Annotated in this window: 16 protein-coding genes; 13 read left to right on the forward strand and 3 right to left on the reverse strand. The window is 72.7% G+C overall.

All coding sequences use genetic code 11. The annotated features are described in order from the left end of the window. Window positions 1-40: 40 nt before the first annotated feature. The 3 genes from OHB44_RS16965 to OHB44_RS16975 all read left to right on the forward strand — a co-directional run bounded on the left by OHB44_RS16965 (window position 41) and on the right by OHB44_RS16975 (window position 4,545). The gene (locus OHB44_RS16965; protein WP_330437496.1) at window positions 41-1,261 is read left to right on the forward strand and encodes a sensor histidine kinase; all 1,221 of its coding nucleotides are present in this window, start codon (window positions 41-43) and stop codon (window positions 1,259-1,261) included. Continuing rightward, window positions 1,258-1,923 (forward strand): response regulator, encoded by a 666-nt coding sequence (locus OHB44_RS16970; RefSeq protein ID WP_112587120.1) that lies wholly within the window; start codon window positions 1,258-1,260, stop codon window positions 1,921-1,923. Before OHB44_RS16965 ends, OHB44_RS16970 begins: the two co-directional genes overlap by 4 nt. A gap of 147 nt (window positions 1,924-2,070) precedes the next feature. After that, on the forward strand, window positions 2,071-4,545 hold the full coding sequence (locus OHB44_RS16975) for an ABC transporter permease (RefSeq protein ID WP_238685710.1): 2,475 nt from the start codon (window positions 2,071-2,073) through the stop codon (window positions 4,543-4,545). A gap of 109 nt (window positions 4,546-4,654) precedes the next feature. Here OHB44_RS16975 and OHB44_RS16980 read toward each other — a convergent pair whose 3' ends face one another. Then, window positions 4,655-5,917 (reverse strand): nucleotide sugar dehydrogenase, encoded by a 1,263-nt coding sequence (locus OHB44_RS16980; RefSeq protein WP_330437497.1) that lies wholly within the window; start codon window positions 5,915-5,917, stop codon window positions 4,655-4,657. Between the two features lie 125 nt (window positions 5,918-6,042). Beyond that, on the reverse strand, window positions 6,043-7,407 hold the full coding sequence (locus OHB44_RS16985) for a serine/threonine-protein kinase (protein ID WP_330437498.1): 1,365 nt from the start codon (window positions 7,405-7,407) through the stop codon (window positions 6,043-6,045). 537 nt (window positions 7,408-7,944) lie between these two features. On the opposite strand from OHB44_RS16985, the gene OHB44_RS16990 reads away from it, so the two are divergent. The 10 genes from OHB44_RS16990 (at window position 7,945) to OHB44_RS17035 (ending at window position 15,888) form a co-directional block, all read left to right on the forward strand. After that, on the forward strand, window positions 7,945-8,577 hold the full coding sequence (locus OHB44_RS16990) for an RNA polymerase sigma factor (protein WP_330437499.1): 633 nt from the start codon (window positions 7,945-7,947) through the stop codon (window positions 8,575-8,577). A gap of 16 nt (window positions 8,578-8,593) precedes the next feature. Further along, entirely contained in the window at window positions 8,594-9,421 is an 828-nt protein-coding gene (locus OHB44_RS16995; protein ID WP_330437500.1) for a hypothetical protein, read from the forward strand. A 157-nt stretch (window positions 9,422-9,578) separates the two neighbouring features. After that, the gene (gene egtA, locus OHB44_RS17000) at window positions 9,579-10,814 is read left to right on the forward strand and encodes an ergothioneine biosynthesis glutamate--cysteine ligase EgtA (RefSeq protein WP_330437501.1); all 1,236 of its coding nucleotides are present in this window, start codon (window positions 9,579-9,581) and stop codon (window positions 10,812-10,814) included. 176 nt (window positions 10,815-10,990) lie between these two features. Beyond that, complete coding sequence (gene egtB, locus OHB44_RS17005) at window positions 10,991-12,352, forward strand: ergothioneine biosynthesis protein EgtB (RefSeq protein ID WP_330437502.1); 1,362 nt, start codon at window positions 10,991-10,993, stop codon at window positions 12,350-12,352. Between the two features lie 43 nt (window positions 12,353-12,395). Continuing rightward, window positions 12,396-13,172, forward strand: coding sequence for an ergothioneine biosynthesis protein EgtC (gene egtC / locus OHB44_RS17010; protein ID WP_330437503.1), 777 nt, complete (start codon window positions 12,396-12,398; stop codon window positions 13,170-13,172). 20 nt (window positions 13,173-13,192) lie between these two features. Continuing rightward, a complete protein-coding gene (gene egtD / locus OHB44_RS17015) occupies window positions 13,193-14,158 on the forward strand; it encodes an L-histidine N(alpha)-methyltransferase (protein WP_330437504.1) in 966 nt (321 codons plus the stop codon). 218 nt (window positions 14,159-14,376) lie between these two features. Continuing rightward, entirely contained in the window at window positions 14,377-14,964 is a 588-nt protein-coding gene (locus tag OHB44_RS17020; protein WP_266302552.1) for a TMEM165/GDT1 family protein, read from the forward strand. Between the two features lie 39 nt (window positions 14,965-15,003). Further along, window positions 15,004-15,366 carry a DUF1622 domain-containing protein gene (locus tag OHB44_RS17025; RefSeq protein ID WP_238685702.1) on the forward strand — a complete coding sequence of 121 codons (363 nt, stop codon included), beginning with the start codon at window positions 15,004-15,006 and terminating at the stop codon, window positions 15,364-15,366. Beyond that, window positions 15,363-15,686 (forward strand): hypothetical protein, encoded by a 324-nt coding sequence (locus OHB44_RS17030; RefSeq protein ID WP_238685701.1) that lies wholly within the window; start codon window positions 15,363-15,365, stop codon window positions 15,684-15,686. Before OHB44_RS17025 ends, OHB44_RS17030 begins: the two co-directional genes overlap by 4 nt. A 4-nt stretch (window positions 15,687-15,690) precedes the next feature. Next, complete coding sequence (locus OHB44_RS17035) at window positions 15,691-15,888, forward strand: hypothetical protein (protein ID WP_238685700.1); 198 nt, start codon at window positions 15,691-15,693, stop codon at window positions 15,886-15,888. A 108-nt stretch (window positions 15,889-15,996) separates the two neighbouring features. Here OHB44_RS17035 and nhaA read toward each other — a convergent pair whose 3' ends face one another. Beyond that, window positions 15,997-17,349 carry a Na+/H+ antiporter NhaA gene (gene nhaA, locus OHB44_RS17040; protein WP_442932699.1) on the reverse strand — a complete coding sequence of 451 codons (1,353 nt, stop codon included), beginning with the start codon at window positions 17,347-17,349 and terminating at the stop codon, window positions 15,997-15,999. Window positions 17,350-17,362 lie beyond the last annotated feature (13 nt).

Genomic DNA, 17,362 nt, shown 5'->3' on the forward strand with positions numbered 1-17,362 from the left:
CGCGAGGCACGAGGGCCGAGCGTCGCGGCACGTACGCTGGGTGACCGTGAGACGCACAGTGTTCGGTCGCCCGCTGCGCGGCGTCGCCTTCGACGTGGCCGTCGCCGCAATGGTGGTGCTCGTCTCCCTGGCCGCGGCGGTGAGCCAGCCGGGCGGTTGGGCGGCCACTGCTGTCGGCCTGGGGATGGCGGTGGCGTTGCTGTTCCGCCGCACCCATCCGAGCGCGGTGACGGTGGCGGTCGCGGTGCTCGCCCTGGTCCAGGTGATCGCCCGCTGGGGTCCGCTCATCTACGACGTGGCCGTCCTGATCGCGCTCTACAGCGTGGTGAAGTACGGCCGGCGGCTGCGCGACGGCGTACTGGCCGGAGCGGTCGCGGCCGTCGGCGTGCTGCTGGCCGCAGCGCAGACGCCCAACGTCATCCAGTGGTGGGTGACGGCGCTCTGGTATGCGCTGGTCACCGGGGCGGTGTGGCTGGTCGCGCTGAACGTGCGGACCCGCCGGCTCTACGTGCTCAGCCTCGAGGAGCGGGCCACCACCCTGGAACGCGAGCGGGAGGCCGAGTCCCGGGCGGCAGTTGCCGAGGAGCGCACCCGGATCGCCCGTGAGCTGCACGACGTGGTGGCCCACAGCATGGCCGTGATGATCGTCCAGGCGGACGGGGCCCGGTTCATGCTCGACCGGGACCCCGCCCAGGCGCGCACCGCCGTGAAGGTGGTCGCCGACACCGGCCGGCAGGCGCTGGAGGAGATGCGCCGCCTGGTCGGCGTTCTGCGCGACGCCGGCCCTGCCGGCGCGGACGGTGCCGACGGGCTGGCTGTGGCGGCCGATCCCGAGCACCGGCGTCTCGCGCTGGCCGAGCTGCCCGACCTGCTGGCCCGGTTCGACGACGCCGGTCTGCACGTGCGCAGCACCGTCACCGGTGCGCCACCGGCGCTGCCGCCGGGCCTGGAGCTGACCGTCTACCGGGTGGTGCAGGAGGCGCTGACCAACGCGCTCAAGCACGCGGGCGTCGGCGCCGGTGTGGAGGTCGTCCTGTCGTACACCGCCGAGGCCGTGGCGGTCCGGGTGGTCGACGACGGTCGCGGCCGCCCGCTGGTCAGCCCGGCGCCGTCCGGCGGTCACGGCCTGCTCGGCATGCGGGAGCGGGTGACCGTGTACGACGGCAGCCTCACCGCCGGTCCCCGACTGACCGGGGGCTGGCAGGTCGAGGTTCGGCTGCCGCTACCGTCTGAGCCGGCAACGGAGGTGATCGCGGCATGACGGTCCGGGTAGTGATCGTGGACGACCAGGCGCTGGTCCGCGCCGGGTTCCGGATGGTGCTGGAATCCCAGCCCGACCTGGAGGTCGTGGGGGAGGCGATCGACGGCGCGGACGCCCTGCGGGTGCTCGCCCGCACCGAGGCCGACGTGGTCGTGATGGACATCCGGATGCCCACCATGGACGGGGTGGAGGCGACCCGTCGACTCTGCGCCGAGCGGCCCGAGGGTGGCCCTCGGGTGCTGGTGCTGACCACCTTCGACACCGAGGCGGACGCGTTCGCGGCGCTGCAGGCCGGGGCGAGTGGCTTCCTGCTCAAGAACGTCCCGCCGGAGGAGCTGCTGGCTGCGATCCGGGTGGTGGCCCAGGGCGACTCGGTGGTGGCTCCGTCGATCACCCGGCGCCTGCTGGACCGGTTCGCCGGGCAGCTCGGCGCGGCCCCGAGCGCGGACCCTCGACTCGCGCAGCTCACCGAACGGGAACGGGAGGTGCTGCTGCTGGTCGCGCAGGGGCTGTCCAACGCGGAGATCGCCGCCCGGGTGCACGTGGCCGAGGCGACGGTGAAGACCCACGTCGGGCGGATCCTGGCGAAGCTCCAGCTGCGCGACCGGGTCCAGGCGGTGGTCCTGGCGTACGAGAGCGGGCTGGTCACGCCCGGCGGATGACACCGCGTACGACCTGGGTCGTAGCGACCGGCGGGCGCACCGCGACCCGGGGCGCACGCAGGTCGAGCGCGCAGGTGGAGATCGACAGACCGGTGCCGGCCATAGCGTCGGAGGGGTCCGATCCGCCACCTGCACCGGGAGCCCCGCATGATCCGCCTGACCCTGCGTTCGCTGCGCGCCGAGGCGCTGCGCATGCTGCTCTCGGCGCTCGCCGTCGTGCTCGGCGTCGCGTTCGTCGCCGGCACGATGATCTTCGTCGACGGGATGCGGACCGGGGCGTACGAGCGGGCCGGCACCTTCGACCGCCACACCGACCTGGGGGTCTACTCGGCCGGCCGGGAGGTGTTGCCCCCGGCACTGGTCGACCGGGTGCGGGCGGTCGACGGGGTGGCCGCCGCCGCCGGTGAGCTGACCAACACCGCCGGCATCGTCGGCGCCGACGGTCGGCCGGTGCTCGGCTTCACCATGCTCGTCGCCATCCCCACCGAGGACGCGCTGCGCTCGTACGACGTGGTGGCCGGCCGGTTGCCCGACCGGGCCGGGGAGGTGGTGCTCGACGCGCCGACGGCGGCCGAGCAGGGCTTCGGGCTCGGCACGGCGGTCCGGATCGGCGCCACCGGTGGGGCGGCCCGCCCGTACACCCTGGTGGGCACCGTCGACGTGGCCGGCACCGCCCGCGACGTCGGCGGTCCGTTCGTCGGCCTGGTCGGTCCGGACGCCCTGGCCCTCACCGGCGAGCGGGGCTACGGCCGGATCATGGTGGCGGCCCGACCGGGCGCCGACGTCGCGGCGCTGACCGAGAAGGTACGCGCCGTGTCCGGCGCCGAAGCCACTGTGAAGAGTCGCCAGCAGATCCTCGACGAGGCAGTGGAGGACGCGGTGCGCAACGTGGACCAGTTCCGCATGCTGCTGTTGATCTTCGTAGGGGTCGCGATCGTGGTGGCCGGCTTCGTGATCGCCAACACTTTCGCGATCGTGCTGGCCCAGCGCACCCGACGGACCGCGCTGCTGCGCCTGATCGGCGCCACCCGGGGACAGGTCTTCCGGTCCACAGTCCTGGAGTCGGCGGTGCTGGGGCTGGTCGCCTCCGCGCTCGGCGTGCTGCTCGGGGTGGCCCTCGCCGGCGGGTTGCGGCTGCTGCTGTCCCAACTGGACGTGCCGGTCACCGGAGGGCTGACAGTGACCGGTTCGACGGTGTTCACCGGACTCCTGCTCGGCACCGGGCTCACCGTGTGCGCCGCCCTGCTGCCCGCCTGGCGGGGGACGCGGATCGCCCCGGTGGCCGCGCTCACCGACGCCGCGGTGCAGCCCAGCCGGAGTGCTGGTCGGGTTCGGCTGAGCATCGGCGCGGTGGTCCTCGCGGTCGGTGTGGCAGCGCTGGCCGGCGCCGCTGGCGCCGGTCAGCTGCTCCTGGTGGCGCTCGGTGGGGTGCTCACCTTCTTCGGGATCGTGCTGTTCGGGCCGGTGCTCGTCCCCGCGTTGGCCCGGGTGTTCGGTTGGCCGGTCCGTCGAGTGCTCGGCACCATCGGTGAACTGGCTGTCAACAACACGGTGCGCAATCCACGGCGGGTCGCCGCGACGGCCACCGCGCTGGTGATCGGTATCGGACTGGTCTCGGCGTTCATGGTCGGCGCGCGCAGCACCAAGGACGGTATCGAACGCAGCGTGGACGCCCAGATCGGGACGGACTTCGTGGTCAGCGGAATCGGTCAGGACCTGCCGGCCGCGCTCGTCGGTGAACTCGCCTCCCGTCCCGAACTGGGTGTGGTGCACGAGCAGCGCAGCACTGTCGTCGACGACGTCGAGATCCGCGCGGCGCACCCGGCGCTGATCGGCCGGACGCTGAGCGGGGTGCTGGCCGGCGACGCCGAGCGGGTCGGGCCGGGACAGGTGCTGGTGCACAACGAGTTGGCGCGGGCCCGCGGCTGGCAGGTCGGCTCCCCGGTGACCGTCAGGGGGAAAGCGTTCCGGGTGGCCGCCGTGGTCACCGACGACACGCCCGGCGATGAGGTGCCCGCGGGTCACGTCATCGACCTGTCCGACCAGGACTTCGCCGCGCTCTTCCCCACCCAGCGCGGCTACCTGGCCGAGATCGACCCCGCCTCCGGGGTGAGCCCCGAGCGGGCCCGCGACGCGATCACCGCGGTGCTGGGCCGCTACCCGACGGTGAACCTGATGGACCAGGGCGCCTACAAGAAGATGCTCACCGGCACCGTGGACATGCTTCTCGCCTTCGTCACCGCGCTGCTCGGTCTGGCCGTGGTGATCGCCCTCGTCGGCGTGGCGAACACCCTGAGCCTGTCGGTGGTCGAACGGACCAGGGAGAACGCCGTCCTGCGGGCGGTCGGGCTCACCAGAGGGCGGATGCGGGCCGTGCTCGCCGTCGAGGCGGTGTTGATGGCGTTGGTCGGCGCGGTTCTCGGGGTCGGACTCGGCACCGCAGTCAGCGCGTCCACGATGGCCCTGCTGGACCGCCTCGGAGGGGACTTCCACGTGGTGCTGCCGCTCGGTCAGCTCGGGCTGATCCTCGGTGTCGCGGTGCTCGCCGCCCTGCTCGCCTCGGTGCTGCCGGCGCGCCGGGCGCTGTCCCGCCCGGTCGTCGAGGCGCTCGCCGACCAGTGAACCGGTCGCGGTCCGGACCGGCCGGGTCCAACCCTCGGCCACCGGACGGACATCCGCCGGCCGGTCCCGCCATCTTCCCCGGCGGCGGGACCGGCCAGCGGTGCCGGGTCTACAGGCGCTCGACCATCGGGCCGACGCACCGGTTGCGGGTGTCGAAGATGTAGCGGGCGTGCCTGACCACGAGGTCGTAGTCGAAGGTGTCATGGTCGGTGACCACCACCACCGCGTCGGCCGCCCGCACCTCGCGCTCGCTGAGCCCGACCACTGTGATCCCGGCGGGAATCTGGTGCGCCTCGGCGTACGGCTCGACGGCGTGCACCTCGGCGCCGAGGGCCTGCAACCGACGGGCCACGTCCACGGCGGGGGAGTCACGCATGTCGCCGGTGTTCTTCTTGTAGGCCAGACCGAGCAGCAACAGTCGGGCGCCGCTGACAGCCCGGCCGTCCCGGTTCAGCCCTCCCATGATCCGCTGCGCGACGTGTTCGGGCATCTCGTGGTTGACGTCATTGGCCAGCTCGATGAACCGGAACTGTCGCCCGAGGCGGCGCTTGACCTGCCAGGACAGGTAGCACGGGTCGATCGGCAGGCAGTGCCCGCCGACGCCGGGGCCGGGCCGGAACGGCATGAAGCCGAACGGTTTGGTCGAGGCGGCGTCGATCGCCTGCCAGACGTCGATGTCGAGGTGGTGCGAGAGCATGGTCAGCTCGTTGATCAGTGCGATGTTGACCTGGCGGAAGGTGTTCTCGATCAGCTTGGTCAGCTCGGCGACGCGCGTCGAGTCCACCGCTACGGTGCGTTCCACGAGGCGCTGGTAGAACTCGTCAACGCGGGCCAGCGCCGCCGGGTCCACACCGGAGACCACCTTCGGTGTGTTCTCCAGTCGCCAGGTCGGGTTGCCCGGGTCGATCCGCTCAGGGCTGTAGCCGAGGTGAAAGTCACCGGGGCTGGTCAGGCCGCTGGCCGACTCCAACAGCGGGCGCAGCAGCTCTTCGGTGGTGCCCGGGTAGGTGGTCGATTCCAAAATCACCGTGCAGCCCGGGCGTACGTACGGGCCGATACCGACGCCGGCCTGCTCGACGTAGCTCAGGTCCGGCGTCCCGTCACGCAGCGGGGTCGGCACCGTGATGACGCAGATGTCGAACCCGTCAGCGTCGGTGTACTCCGTGCTGGGGTGGTAACGGCCGCTGCCCAACGCGCGGCCCAGCCGGTCGGCCGGAATGTCCTCGACGAACGACTCGCCGGAGGCGAGCCGCTTCACCCGGTCGGCATCGACGTCGAGACCGACCACGTCGAGGCCCGCCTCGACGGCCCGCATGGCCAGCGGCAGTCCGACGTACCCCTGACCGATCACGACCAGCTTTTCAGCGCTCACCCAGGCTCCCGCGGCAGATGGTGTAAATAGCCTGCTGAGAGCCTAGAGGCGTCTTCGGCGTCGTAAGTCCGTTTTGGGGATATCGGTGCTGGTGGGACTGACCGGGGTCGGCGACAGCGGTCGGCTCAACCGCCCGCCGGCACCTCCGGATCGAGCGGCGGGCTGGAGGTGGCGGGTGGATCAGGAGGCGCGCTGGTCGGCGGCGGCGCGGCCGTCGTGGGCGCCGCGCTGGTCGGCGGTGCCGTGGTGACGCCCGCCGTCGGCGTCGGCGAGTTGGCGGTATCACTCGGCTGCACACTCCGTGTGGCGGAGACCGAGGCCGACGGGGAGTTGCCAGGGACGCGCGGCCGGTCCGGCCGGCCCGGCTCGACGCTGGTGATCTGCTCGTTCGCCGCGGGCAGGTCGACGGGACCGCTCGGCGCCACCGTCGGCGAGGTGGCCGGCAGATTGACCGCCGGGTTCTCACCGACGTGACGCGTCGCGGCCAGCGCCGCGCCGAGCCCGACCAACGCGACCAGCATGGCCGCCGCCGCGCCGACGAGCGGACCCCGCCGTCGCTGGCGCCCACGCGCCACCGCCGCGCCGGCCGGCACGTCCGTGCGGGTGCCCGGTCCGGCGTCGCGCAGCGCGACCGGCCCGACCATCGCCGTCGGCGGCTCGCCGCCGGTGACCGCCGTCCGAGCGGCCTCGGCCATCGCCGCTCCGCTGGTGAACCGCTCCATCGGATCCTTGGCCAGGGCCCGCGACACCAGGGCGCGGACCGCCTCCGGTATGTCGTGCGACAGCTCCGGCGGCTCATCGTCCAGGTGCCGCACGGCGACCTGGAGCGGATTGTCGCCGGTGAACGGCGGACTGCCGGTCAGGCAGCAGTAGGTGACCGCGCCCAGGGCGTAGATGTCGGTGGCACCGCTGACCGGCCGGCCGGCGGCCTGCTCGGGGGCCATGTAGAGGGCGGTGCCCGGCACCGCGTTGGTGCTGGTGATGCTGGTGATGTCGGTGGAGCGGGCCACGCCGAAGTCCACCAGGACGACAGTGCCGTCCTCCTGCACCAGCAGGTTGCTGGGCTTGACGTCGCGGTGCACGATGCCGCCGCGATGCGCCGCGTTGAGCGCTGCGGCCGCCTGGGCCACGATCGACATCGTCTCGGCCACGTCGAGCCGCCCGGCCGCCTCGATCCGCTTGGACAACGGCTCGCCGTCGACGAACTCCATGACGAGGTAGTCCGCCCGCCCGCCGTCGGGGAGGTCGTCCGCACCGCAGTCGAAGACCTGCACGATGCCGGGGTGCCGCAGCGCCGCCATGATCCGGGCCTCGGCGCGGAACCGGGCGATGAAATCGGGATCGGAGACCAGCGCCGGCAGGAGAACCTTGACCGCGACCTGCCGGCCGAGGATCAGGTCGGAGGCACGCCAAACGTCGCCCATGCCGCCCGTGGCGACACGTTCGTCCAAGCGGTAGCGACCGCTGAGCACGACCTCCGATGACAACACCGCATTACCGTACCCAGAGTGGCGCGGGGCGGCGCGCCGTGGCAGGGCCGCCGGGCGGCTGGTTCAGACTGGCTGATCCGGCCTGACCTGTGTGGACGCTCGCCCTTCGTGACGCTGTGGATGTGTGCTGTCACAAAAAGCGACTATTTCCGTCGCTCGGGTCGTCCATGGTGGCAAGAAACCGCCTCCAGGCCTGGTTGGCGTCTGTTGCGTACTGGCCGTTACGACGACGCGCCGTCGGGCCGGGTTGATAATTGTCACTCTTCCGTGACACGACGCCGACTTGTCGCGTCGTGAGCCCCCTCTTAGCGTTAGCCCGGCTCGGGCCCTCCCGGCTACCTCGGCGCGTAGCGCGCCGATCGACCACCCTGGCGTTGGCCCCGGACACGCCGCCCCGACAATCGTTGTCGCGGGCAGAATCAGAGCGGTGGAGGGCGGTGCGGTGCTGGTGCTGATCGGGCGGGCGACTCGTGCCGCGTGGTGTGCGCCAGCCCGGCTGGTCGGGCCGACACGCCTCGAACGATGCGTGGGCCGCGCATGACCGCCGACCTGTCGGAGGTGGTGACCGCCGCGCAGGCTGGGGACGAGGAGGCGTTCCGCTTCCTCTACCGCAGCCTCCAGCCCGGGCTACTGCGGTACCTGACCGCGCTCGTCGGGGCCGACGCCGAGGACGTCGCCTCCGAGACGTGGCTCCAGATCTCCCGTGACCTGCCCGGCTTCACCGGGGGCGAGTTCCGGGCCTGGGCGGTCACCATCGCCCGCAACCGCGCGATGGACCACCTGCGCCGGATGCGCCGCCGCCCCTCGCTCCCGGTCCCGGTGCAGGCGCTCGTCGAGCTCGCCAGCGACGCGGACACCGCCGAGCGGGCCAGCGAGACGATCGGTACCGAGACCGCCCTCGCGCTGATCTCCACCCTTCCGCCCCGCGAGGCCGAAGCAGTCCTGCTGCGGGCCGTGATCGGGCTGGACGCGGGCTCCGCCGGCCGGGTGCTGGGCCGACGGGCCGGCGCCGTGCGGACCGCCGCTCACCGTGGCCTACGCCGGCTCGCGGTCCTGCTGGAGCGGCAGAGCCCGGCCGAGTCCTCGTTCGGGACCGAGGGGGTGCCACCGCCGCGTGCGGGGAACGGCCCCGCAGTGCGGGCATCGCACGTCGAACCGGCGGACGGCTGACGTGAGGGGACTCCCGATGAACCCGTTCCGGCGGGCCGATCAGGCCGACACCGAGCGGCTGCTCGACGCGGCCCCTGCCCGGGTGGACGCCACGCTGGATCAGGCCCCCTCCGCCACGCCCACAGACGTGGACGCGCACTCACCTGAGGCGCGCCTGGGCGCCCGGAGCGAACCCCCGGCCGAGCCGGTGGCCGCGTTGCTCGCCGCGGCGGCCGGCCCCGTCCGTCCGGGCGAGTTGGCCGGGGAGGACGCCGCGGTGGCCGCGTTCCGGGCCGCCCGGGCCAACCCGTCGCCGGCCGTGCCGCAGCGGCCACGCCGTCGCCGGATGACCACCGGCGCGGTGGCCTGGATCGGCGCGGTGGCAGCTACCGCCACCGCGGGAGCCGCCTTCGCCGCGGTCACCCGGGATCGAGGGCCAGACCCGGTCGCACCCGCACCGTCGCGCCCGTCACCCTCGCCGCACCAGGGCGCATCCCGGTCGGCCGAGCCCGGCCGGTCGGTAGGCCCCGGCGTCCCGTCGTCTCCGGGTGCGCCGCCGTCCGTCACCGCCACGCCGCCGGCAAGTCCCACTGCCGTCGGCCAGGTGCACGGACTGTGCCGCGCGTGGCGGGCGAAGAAGCCCGAGCAGCGGGAGAAGGCGCTCCGCACGCCGGCCTTCCAGAAGCTGGTGACCGCCGCCGGCGGCCCGGCCGAGGTCGAGGCGTACTGCCAGCGGCTGGTGCCCGAGACGAAGCCGTCCGAGCCGGCGAAGGTCACGCCCTCCGAGTCGGCGAAGGGCAAGCCGTCCCCATCGGGGAAGGTCCCGCCGTCACCGCCGCGACCGGGCCACCCCGCCGACGGCTGACCGGTCGGTGGTGGGAGCGGTTTGGTTCCGCCCTGCTTCGGAAATTCGTCTGTTAGACAGAGGTTGGTGGCGCCGTGCACGCCCCCGACGGTGTCGGTGGGTGGGTTTACGGTGGCACAGTGTGCCGGACCCGGCACACGGAGAGGGGGCCCGACCCTTGGTGACGTCATCCGACCTGGACCGCAGCGCCATCTTGCGCGAGTCCGCAGCCGCAGTCCGACACCTCGCCCGGATCTGCTTCAAGACCGGCCCACCCACTCACACCGGCGTCGAACTGGAATGGACCGTGCACGACGCCGCCGATCCCGCCCACCCCGTCGACGCGGCGCGGCTGCGGGCGGCGCTGGGGCGGCACAGCCCCGCCACGCTGGATGCCACCAGCCCAGCCGAGCCGCTGCGACATGGCGGCCTGGTCACCCTGGAGCCGGGTGGCCAGTTGGAGATCTCCACCCCGCCCCGCCCCTCGGTCGCCGCGTTGATCCGCGCCACCGAAGCCGACATTGCCCAGGTCACCGACCTGCTGGCCGCCGCCGGGCTGATCCTCGGCAGCAGCGGCATCGACCCCCACCGACGGCCCCGCCCGGTGGTGGAAACCCCCCGTTACCGCGCGATGCGCGGAGCCTTCGACCGCCACGGCCCGGCCGGCCGCACGATGATGTACAGCACCGCCGGCCTGCAGATCTGCCTCGACGCCGGTGAGCCGGACCAGGTCGCCGACCGCTGGGCCGCGGCCCACGCGGTCGGGCCCCCACTGCTCGCGGCGTTCGCCTCCGCCGCTCGACACGCCGGGAGGCGCACCGGTTGGGCGTCCGCCCGAATGGCCGCCTGGCTGGCCATCGACCCGGCTCGGACCCGTCCGGTCTGGTCGCCCTCCCGGGCCGGGGACGATCCGACCGACACCTGGATCAGCTACGTGCTCGCCGCGCCGCTGCTCTGTCTGCGCCGGCGCGGCGCCGACTGGGCCGCGCCGCCCGGGGTGACCTTCGCCGACTGGCTCGACGGCGCGCTGCCACAACCGCCCACCACCGATGACCTCGACTACCACGTCAGCACCCTCTTTCCGCCGGTGCGGCCGCGCGGCTACCTGGAGCTGCGCTACCTGGACGCCCAACCCGGTCGCCGCTGGCGGCTGCCACTGGCGGTGCTGACCGCCCTGTTCGGTGACCCGGGCACCGTGCGCGAGGCGTACACGATCGCCACGCCGGTTGCGCACCGCTGGTCGGCCGCCGCTCGGCACGGCCTGGCCGACCCGGCGCTGGCCGCCGCCGCGGCGGCCCTGCTCGACCTGGCCTTGAGCACCATGCCCCGACTGGACTTGCCGGCCAGCACTCACGACGAGATCCGGCGAGGGATACGCCAGCGGCTGGCCGCCGCAGAGAGGAGAGACCAGTGAGCGCGAGGAGTGAGCCGGGGTTGCGAGCCTCGCAGTCGCGAACGGAGGACGGCCCAGTGAGCGCGAGGAGTGAGCCGGGGTTGCGAGCCTCGCAGTCGCGAACGGAGGACGGCCCAGTGAGCGCGAGGAGTGAGCCGGGGTTGCGAGCCTCGCAGTCGCGAACGGAGGACGGCCCAGTGAGCGCGAGGAGTGAGCCGGTTCGGCGAGCCTCGCGGGCGGGCCGGGTCGACGGCGAGCAGTTGCGCGACCACATCGCTGTGGAGTTGGCGCGGGCGCGCGCCCGTACCGCGTTGCTGACCGAGGTGGTCGACGACGTCGACCTGACGCGCCAGCACTCACCGCTGATGTCGCCGCTGGTCTGGGACCTTGCCCATGTCGGTAACCAGGAGGAGCTCTGGTTGGTGCGGGACGTCGGGGGCCGGGAACCGGTCCGGTGTGACATCGACGAGTTGTACGACGCGTTCAAGCAGCCGCGCCGGGACCGTCCCGCGCTGCCCCTGTTGCCGCCCGCGGAGGCGCGCGCCTACCTGGCCACCGTTCGGGACAAGGTGCACGACCTGCTCGACGCGGTGACTTTCACCGAGCGACCGCTGGTCGCCGACGGGTTCGCCTTCGGCATGATCGTGCAGCACGAGCAGCAGCACGACGAGACCATGCTCGCCACCCACCAGCTGCGCTCGGGGCCGGCGGTGCTGCACGCCCCGGCGCCGCCCGAGCCGTCGGTCCGGGTCGGCGCGGAGGTGCTGGTGCCGGCCGGCGAGTTCACCATGGGCACCGACACCGATCCGTGGGCGTTGGACAACGAACGTCCGGCGCACCGGGTCGACCTCCCGGCGTACGTCATCGATGCCGCCCCGGTGACCAACGGCCAGTACGCGGCCTTCATCGCCGACGGCGGCTACACCGAGCAGCGCTGGTGGAGCGCGGTCGGCTGGGAGCACCGGGTTCGGGAGCAGCTCAGCGCCCCGATGCACTGGCGTTCCGACGGCGACGACTGGTCGTATCGGCGCTTCGGTCAGTGGGCGCGGGTCCGCGCCGACGAGCCTGTGGTGCACGTGTGCTGGTACGAGGCGCAGGCGTACGCGGCGTGGGCCGGCAAGCGGCTGCCGACCGAGGCGGAGTGGGAGAAGGCGGCCCGGTGGGATCCGACGACCGGGCGGTCGCGCCGTTACCCCTGGGGGGACGACGACCCGACCGAGGCGCATGCCAACCTCGACCAGCGCCATCTGCGTCCGGCGCCGGTGGGCGCGTATCCGGCCGGCGCGTCGCCGTTGGGTGTGCACCAGCTCATCGGCGACGTCTGGGAGTGGACCTCGACCGCGTTCGACGGGCATCCGGGGTTCGCCGCGTTCCCCTATCGCGAATACTCGGAGGTCTTCTTCGGCGGCGACTACCGGGTGCTGCGCGGTGGCTCGTTCGGCACCGACCGCTCCGCCTGCCGGGGCACCTTCCGTAACTGGGACTATCCGATCCGCCGGCAGATCTTCAGTGGTTTCCGCTGCGCCAGGGACGCGCGACCGGACGAGTCGTACCGGTGAGTCGCCGCACGACCGGCGGCCCGGCGGCGGGCCGGGGGCGCTGATGTGTCGCCACCTGGCCTACCTCGGGCCGCCGGTCACCCTGGCCGAGCTGTTGTTCGACCCTCCGCACTCGCTGGTGCGGCAGTCCTGGGCGCCCCGTGACATGCGTGGCGGCGGCACGATCAACGCTGACGGGTTCGGTGTCGGCTGGTACCCGGGTGAGGGTGAGCCGGTGCGGTACCGGCGGGCGCAGCCGATCTGGAGCGACCCGACCATCGCCCAACTGGCGGCGGTGACCCGCAGCGCGGCGGTGGTGGCGGCGGTGCGCTCGGCCACTGTCGGAATGGCGGTGCTCGACGGCGCGGCGGCGCCCTTCGCCGAGGGGCGGTGGCTGTTCAGCCACAACGGTGTGGTCCGCGGCTGGCCGGACGCCGTGGTGCCGCTCGCCGCCGGTCTGCCGGTGCGTGACCTGCTCACTCTGGACGCCACCACCGACTCGGCGCTGCTCTGGGCGCTGGTGCGGCATCGGTTGCGCGCCGGTGCCGATGCGATCGAGGCGGTCGGGCGGACGGTGACGGACGTCGTCGCCGCAGCCCCCGGGTCGCGGCTCAACCTGCTGCTCACCGACGGGCACCTCGTGGTGGCGAGCGTGGCGGGGCACGCGTTGTCGGTCCGCCAGACGCCTGGTTCGGTGCTGCTCGCCTCCGAGCCACACGACGACGATCCCGGGTGGCGGTCGGTGCCGGAGGGGCACCTCGTCGTCGCCACCGCGGGTGAGGTGCTGGTACGTCCACTGCCGACCCCGGTGAGCCGCGCCGGGCAGGCACGCAATGGTTGATCGAACAGAGGAGCGAACCGATGACCGCAGAACCCCTGGAGATCTACCTCGAACAGGGTGACCTGGAGCGTGGCCTGCGCGACGACGTCCGGGCCGGGTTGAGCGCCGGGCAGAAGTGGCTGCCGCCGAAGTGGTTCTACGACGCTCGGGGCAGCGAACTCTTCGAGGAGATCACCCGACTGCCCGAGTACTACCCGACCCGGGCCGAGCGGGAGGTGCTGGCCGCGCACGCTCCCGACATCGCGACGTTGACCGGGGCCAAGACGCTCATCGAGTTGGGCTCCGGCTCGTCGGAGAAGACCCGGCTGCTGCTGGACGCCTTCACCCGCCGCGGTGGGCTGGGCACGTTTGTCCCTCTCGACGTGTCGGTCAGTGCGCTGCGTGGTTCCACCGCCCAGATCGCGGCCGACTATCCCCGCCTGCGGGTGCGGGGCATCGTGGGGGACTTCACCCGACAACTGGACCGGCTGCCCACCGGCGGTCGGCGGTTGGTGGTGTTCCTCGGCGGCACCATCGGCAACCTGTTGCCCGCCGAGCGGGCCGAGTTCCTGACGGCGATGCGCGCCGCGCTGGAGGTCGGCGACTGGTTGTTGCTCGGCACGGACCTGGTGAAGGACCCGTCGGTGATCGTGCCGGCGTACGACGACGCCGCCGGGGTCACTGCCGAGTTCAACCGCAACGTGCTGCACGTGATCAATCGGGAGTTGGGCGCCGATTTCGACCCGGCCGCGTTCGAGCATGTCGCCGTGTGGGATCCGGACCACGAGTGGATCGAGATGCGGTTGCGGGCGACCCGGCCGATGAGCGTGCGGGTGCTGGGGCTGACAGTCGATTTCGCGGCGGGGGAGGAGCTGCGTACCGAGGTCTCCGCGAAGTTCCACCGGGAGGGGATCGCCGCGGAGCTGGCTGCGGCCGGCTTCGCCACCGCGGAGTTCTGGACCGACCCGGACGCGCTCTTCGGCGTCACGCTGGCGCGGGCGCGGTGAGCCTGTTCACCCGGCTCGGCCGGGCCGGACGGTGATCCGATAGGCTGATCACGCGAAGGGGAGTAGCCCCCAATGTCGTGGTCGACATACTGGTGTGTTCCGCACCCGGCCACGCGGCCCTGGTTCTTCTCGGGGCGGGCGAGACCTTCGACTCAGGCTGTTGCAGCCGGGTCGAGGGCGCCCCTGTACCTCCTCCCGGCGTGAACGGGAAGGACGTCATGGAGGGATTTTTCGCCGCGCTGGTCGTCAGCTTCGGCGTCATCTTCGTCGCCGAGCTGGGGGACAAGTCCCAGCTGATGGCGCTGACCTTCGCCACGCGGTTCAAACCGATTCCGGTGCTGATCGGCATCACTGTCGCCACCGCGGTGGTGCATCTGGCGTCGGTCGCCATCGGCGCGGGCCTCGGGGCGGTGCTGCCGACCGAGTGGATCTCCCTGGTCGCCGGCGTGGCGTTCCTCGGGTTCGGTGCGTGGACGTTACGCGGGGACAAGCTCACCGAGGAGGAGAAGCGCAAGGCGGAGAAGACCAACAGGACCGTGCTGGTGGCGGTGTCGGTGGCGTTCTTCCTCGCCGAGTTGGGTGACAAGACGATGCTTGCCACGATCACGCTCGCCACCAAGTACGGCTGGTTCGGCACCTGGCTCGGCTCCACCCTCGGCATGGTGGCCGCGGACGCGCTGGCCATCCTGGTCGGCCGGATGCTCGGCCGGCGGCTGCCGGAGAAGACCATCAAGTACGGTGCCGCGATCCTTTTCGCCATCTCCGGTCTCTGGCTGATCCTGGAAGCGGTGAACGAGCTGACCTGAGCGCCGACTAGCTGCTCGGAGGGCGGGTAACGGCCCGGGGTGGAGCCGGCCGAGTTGTTGCGCCAGGGCGACCAGGTGCTGGTTGCCGTGGTCGAGGTGGCCGGCGCGCTGGTGATCTTCGTTGGCGCGGTGTGGGCGGCGGTGCGGTTCGTGGTCGAAGGGCTGCGACACCGCAGCGCCGCCCGCTTCACGCCGATCCGGCTCTCGCTCGGCCGCTTTCTGACCCTCGGCCTGGAATTCCAGCTGGCGGCCGACGTGCTGCGCACGGCGGTGTCCCCGTCCTTCACGCAGATCGGCCAACTGGCCGCCATCGCGACGATCCGAACGGCGTTGAACTACTTCCTGGGCCGCGAGATCCGCCAGGAGCAGCGTCAGGTGGCCGAGGGGGAGCGCCAATCGTGACGGGCATCCTGGTCACGGTGGTCACCGCCCTGGCGCTGGTCGCCGGGGTGCTCACCACACTCACCACCGGGGCGCTGCGCAGCGGGGTCCGGGTACTGCTGGACCTGCTCACCGCGGCCGGCCTGCTCCGGCTCGCCGGCGAACCGGGTTGGAACGGCCTGGCCGGCGCGGTGGCGATCATCGCCCTGCGTCAGCTGCTCGGGGCGGCGCTCAGCCACCCACCCCCATGGTCCGGCCGACAATCCCCGGCGCGCTGCGCCGAGGACGATCACCACCTACCGTTGGCCTCGACAGGTGAAACGGGAAAAGCGGGAGGATGACCACATGAGCCGGCACGACGAACCGAACGAATACGGCTACGCCGGCGGTGCCACCGCCCCGGAGCCGCCGCCCGGCGGGAAGCCCGACGAGCAGGATCGCGTCGAGGCGGTGGCGGTGCCGGGCGACGACCTCACCGCGCCGACGGCCGAGGCGCTGGTCGAGGAGACCGAGGACCTGCCGCCCGCCGACCGTCGCCACTGAGCCTTAACCCGCGCCAGTGGTGCGGTGGCGCGGCACGACGGCGAACCCGCGCTCGCCGCGCCGCGCCACCCCTCGACGCTCCGCGTCAACCCCGGCGCGTCGGCGCGTTCAGCGGGCGTCGGGGTGCTGGTAGACGTCGGGTACGCCATCCCCGTCAGCGTCCAGCCGCTCCTTCTCCGCCACCCTCCGGTACGCCGCGTTGCGGCGGCTGAGCACCGCGGCGGCCAACCCGGCGGAGATCACCGAGCCGAGCAGCACGGCCGCCTTGACCCGGTCGTCGATTGTGCTGCCCGCCCCGAACGCCAGGTCGCCGATGAGCAGCGAGACGGTGAAGCCGACGCCGGCCAGCAGGGCGATCCCGAGCAGGTCGGCCCAGGTGATGTCCTCGTCCAGTTCGGCGCGGGTGAACCGGGCCAGCAGGTACGTCGAGCCGAAGATGCCGATGCTCTTGCCGAACACCAGGGCGGCGACGATGGCGATCACGATCGGGTCGCTCAGCAGGGCGCCCAGGTCGGTGCCGCGCAGGGTGACCCCGGCGGCGAAGAGGGCGAAGATGGGCACCGCGAAGCCGGCCGACACCGGCCGCCAGCGGTGTTCCAGGCGGGCGGCGAGCCCACCCTCGCCCGCCTCCGCGCTCGCGGTGGCCGGCTGGCCAGCCGGCCGACGGGCGAGCACCGGGACCGTGAAGCCGAGCAGGACACCGGCGACAGTGGCGTGCACGCCCGAGGCGTGCATCAGTGTCCAGGCGGCGATCGCGAGCGGGATCAGCGCCCACCACCAGGTGCGTCCCCGCTGCACCAGCACCGCGAAGAGCGCGATCGGCGCGAACGCGGCGAGTAGCGGCACGGGGTGGAAATCGGCGGTGTAGAAGATCGCGATGATGGTGATCGCGAACAGGTCGTCGACCACCGCGAGGGTGAGCAGGAATGCGCGGAGGCCCTGGGGCAGATGTGAGCTGACCACAGCGAGCACGGCGAGCGCGAACGCGATGTCGGTGGCGGTCGGAATGGCCCACCCGCGCAGGCCCTCCCCGCCCCCGCTCAGCACCACCGCCACGTAGATCAGCGCCGGCAGCAGCATCCCGCCGAGCGCGGCAGCTATCGGCAGCGCGGCTCGGCGCGGGTCGCGGAGGTCACCGGCGACGAACTCCCGTTTGAGCTCCAGGCCCACCACGAAGAAGAAGATGGCCAGCAGGCCGTCCGCCGCCCAGGTGGCCAGATTCAGGTCGAGGTGCCAGGGCGCGCCGGGCCAGGGCACCACCTCACCGAGGCGGGCGTACGAGTCGGACCACGGGGAGTTCGCCCAGACCAGCGCGATCACGGCACCTGACAGCAGCAGCGCGCCACCGACGGTCTCGGTGCGCAGCACGTCGGCCAGGTGCCGGGCCTGTGGCCAGGACGATCGGGAGAACAGCCGGGTCTTCGGCGGACGTGCGCCGGACGGCGGGGTGGGGGTGGTCAATTTCGGGCTCACC

The sequence above is a fragment of the Micromonospora sp. NBC_00821 genome, assembly GCF_036347035.1.
Taxonomy (GTDB): Bacteria; Actinomycetota; Actinomycetes; order Mycobacteriales; family Micromonosporaceae; genus Micromonospora; species Micromonospora hortensis.

Coding starts and splice junctions, on each gene's coding strand:
- OHB44_RS16970 (WP_112587120.1), top strand. CDS start 1,258: ATGACGGTCCGGGTAGTGATCGTGGACGACCAGGCGCTGGTCCGCGCC.
- OHB44_RS16975 (WP_238685710.1), top strand. CDS start 2,071: ATGATCCGCCTGACCCTGCGTTCGCTGCGCGCCGAGGCGCTGCGCATG.
- OHB44_RS16990 (WP_330437499.1), top strand. CDS start 7,945: ATGACCGCCGACCTGTCGGAGGTGGTGACCGCCGCGCAGGCTGGGGAC.
- OHB44_RS16995 (WP_330437500.1), top strand. CDS start 8,594: ATGAACCCGTTCCGGCGGGCCGATCAGGCCGACACCGAGCGGCTGCTC.
- egtC (WP_330437503.1), top strand. CDS start 12,396: ATGTGTCGCCACCTGGCCTACCTCGGGCCGCCGGTCACCCTGGCCGAG.
- egtD (WP_330437504.1), top strand. CDS start 13,193: ATGACCGCAGAACCCCTGGAGATCTACCTCGAACAGGGTGACCTGGAG.
- OHB44_RS17020 (WP_266302552.1), top strand. CDS start 14,377: ATGGAGGGATTTTTCGCCGCGCTGGTCGTCAGCTTCGGCGTCATCTTC.
- OHB44_RS17035 (WP_238685700.1), top strand. CDS start 15,691: ATGAGCCGGCACGACGAACCGAACGAATACGGCTACGCCGGCGGTGCC.